Raw genomic sequence first — 3257 nt, forward strand, 5'->3', positions numbered from 1 at the left:
TGTAGTCGCTACAAAAGAACCACCTATATTCAGTGAAGCGTTGCGTCCAAAAATAATCCCGTTGGGATTGATCAGAAACAGGTTAGCTAAACCATTAGCTCGTATTAACCCATCAATGTTAGAGATTGAACTACCTGTTACTCTGCTAATAATGTTCTGAATGTCAGTACCATTGCGGAAAAAAGCTGTATTCCCAGTGGGGACAGAGAACTCCTTAAAGCTGTGGAACAAGTTAGCGCCTGCTTGTGTTCCCCCAGTGATGTTAAAGGTGTTACCGTCTGGTGTGACGTTGGAATTAATCGGTAGAGTGCCATCCGGGGTGATTTGAGCGATCGCACAATTAAAAGACAAAGCGCTGACACTCATCGTAATACCTAAAACTCCACCCCAATCAGTTAAATGCCAACTACCAGACATTACAAGCCTCCACAACTATTACCAACACTAATATTTAGTTAAGCACGTATGAAGTTAATCGATGTCTATTACTTAACAATAAGACATAGCCCAATCATGCTGTTTAGCGCTGTTAAAGTTTGAGTAAGCAGTGTCTGGATGAAAAATTGCTTTATTCCCCAATCGTTAGCCGCAACTTCAAAGCGCGGCAATGCTACTTGACATGGTACGATGCTGTTTTGGGGAGTAGCTCATTGGGTTTCTTTAGCAATACCATCGCACAGACCTCTATCGCTCTCTTCTACCTGTTGGCTATTATGGAGATAATCTTTAGCCGAATTGCAAGCACTTACCATCAAATTATCTAAAAGCGCATCCATATTTAAATGGTTCATATCCCATAGGATAACCTTATTATCTGCGCTACCAGACGCGAGAGTGTAGCCGTCGGGGCTAAAAGCTATATTTTTAACCCCAGCCTCATGTCCTATCAGAGTTCTGAGTAGATGACCCTTTAAATCCCAAAGTTTGATAGTCTTGTCTTCACTGGCAGAGGCAAAAGTTTTTTTATCGGGACTAAAAACTATATTTGTAAGCTCATCATCCCCTTTGAAGGTGTACAGTTGATTTCCCTTTAAATCCCACAAGATTGCTATATAATCTGCACTCACAGAAATCAGATTGGGAGCATCATCGACAAAAAGTATACCTAGAATCTGTGTTTTATCCCTTTTGAAGCTTTCGAGAAGTTTACCGTTGAAATTCCAGAGTTTAATAGTATTGTCTTTACTTACAGTGGCAAAAATTTTTCCATCGGGGCTAAGAAGTATATTTTTAACCTTATTCTCATCCCCGTTGAAGGTATACACTTGATTGCCCTTTAAATCCCACAAGATAAAAATATCATCTGCACTCACAGAAGCCAGATTTTTCCCATCAGGGCTAAAAACTATATTTGTAACCGTAGCCTCATGTCCTTTGAGAGTTGTCAGCAGATTACCTTTTAAATTCCAAATTTTGATAGTATTGTCTGCACTCACAGAAGCCAAAGTTTGCTTATCAGGGCTAAAAACTATATTTGTAACCGTAGCCTCATGTCCTTTGAGAGTTGTCAGCAGATCACCTTTTAAATTCCAAATTTTGATAGTATTGTCTTCACTTGCAGAAGCCAAAGTTTGCTTATCAGGGCTTAAAACTGTATTTGTTGGGAAGGTTATGAGAACAGGATGAGGAGGATTTAAATCCCAGAATTTGATACTATTGTCTTCATTGACAGAAGTCAGATTTTTACCATCGGCGCTAAAAACTATATCTGTAACCGCAGCCTCATTCCCTGAAAGCTGGTTTTTGAGAGTTTTGAGGAGATGACCCTTTAAATCCCAGAGTTTGATAGTATTGTCTTCACTGGCAGAAGCGAGAGTTTTGCCATCGGGACTGAAGGCGACTGTATTTACAGTATCCCGATGTTCTTCGAGGATATGCTTACCCTTTAAATCCCAAAGTTTGATAGTATGGTCGTCACTGGCAGAAGCGAGAGTTTTGCCATCGGGACTGAATGCAACACTGGTGACAGCAGCCTGATGTCCTATGAAAGTTTGCAGTTTCTTACCCTTGAAATTCCAGAGGATGACGGTATTATCAAGACTTCCAGAAGCTAGGCTGTAATCGTCGGGACTGAAGGCGACACTGGTGACAGCAGCCTGATGTCCCCTGAAGGTTTGCTGTTTATTCCCTTTTAAATTCCAAAGGATGATGGTTTTGTCGTGACTACCAGAGGCCAGAGTTTTGCCGTCGCGGCTGAAGGCGAGGCTGGTGACAGCAGCCTGATGCCCTGTGAAGGTTTGCTGTTTTTTAGTACTTAAATTCCAAAGGATGATGGTTTTGTCAACGCTTGCAGATGCTAGAGTCTGACAATCTGGACTTATAGCCACACTCGTAACTGCATATTTATGCCCTGTGAGGGTTTGCGGCTTCTTTTGCCTTAAATCCCAAATGTGCGGCTTGTTTTGGCTTAAATCCCAAAGTTGAATAATATTGTCTTTAGTACCAGCAGCGAGGATGTTAAATTTGCAGCTGTTAGGATTGGCATTGAGAGGAAAAACTACACTTGTAAACGCTGCTTGCTCCCCTGGAATTGTAACCCTTGCCGGATATTGGTTCAAGGTTGGCAAGAAATTAGCTTTTAAATCCCAAAGTTTGACGGTTTTATCTTCACTAGCAGAGGCAAGGATATTACTATCAGGGCTAAAAGCTACGCTGTTAACTGCATACTTATGTTCCCTGAAGGTTTGCAGTATCTTGCCCCCTAAATCCCAAAGTTGAACAGTATTGTCTTTACTACCAGAGGCAATGTTTTTACCGTCAGGGCTAAAGGCAACGCTTGTGACAGCAGCTTGATGCCCTGTAAAGGTTTGCAAAAGTTTTCCCCCTAAATTCCAGAGGATGACATTATTATCTTTACTAGCTGAGGCGAGGATGCTGCCGTCGGCGCTGAAGGCTAGACTTGTGATATCTCCTTCATGTCCTTTGAAGGTTTGCAGTTGATTGCCATCTAAATCCCAAAGGATGACGGTATTATCTTCAGTACCTGTGGCTATAGTTTGGCCATCGGGACTGAAAGCTAGAGTTGTGATCTCGACCTCATGCTGGAAGGGCTGTTTAAAAGTGAAGTAGGAGAAACCATCGTGCTGATCACCACCATTCCTGAAGAAGAGGTCATTCATTTACCTAACCAGGATTCAGGCATCAACAGATCGAAGGTGGTAGCTATGGGAACCGATAAAGGAGAGGAGGAAAAATCTGTCTTCTCAAGGGTTTTCGGAGAAATTAGAAATCTGAAACACGGTGAGAAAGTAAACCTT

General features: G+C 41.9%; 2 protein-coding genes. Both read right to left on the reverse strand.

Annotated features, from left to right (window positions below):
• The coding region (locus LC574_RS32580) for a filamentous hemagglutinin N-terminal domain-containing protein (protein ID WP_229457729.1) at positions 1 to 417 on the reverse strand (417 nt) is incomplete at its 3' end.
• Between the two features lie 230 nt (positions 418 to 647).
• On the reverse strand, positions 648 to 3119 hold the full coding sequence (locus LC574_RS32585; RefSeq protein WP_229457730.1) for a WD40 repeat domain-containing protein: 2472 nt from the start codon (positions 3117 to 3119) through the stop codon (positions 648 to 650).
• Positions 3120 to 3257: the final 138 nt, after the last annotated feature.

The sequence above is a fragment of the Nostoc sp. CHAB 5715 genome (genome assembly GCF_020829685.1).
Classification (GTDB): domain Bacteria; phylum Cyanobacteriota; class Cyanobacteriia; order Cyanobacteriales; family Nostocaceae; genus Nostoc.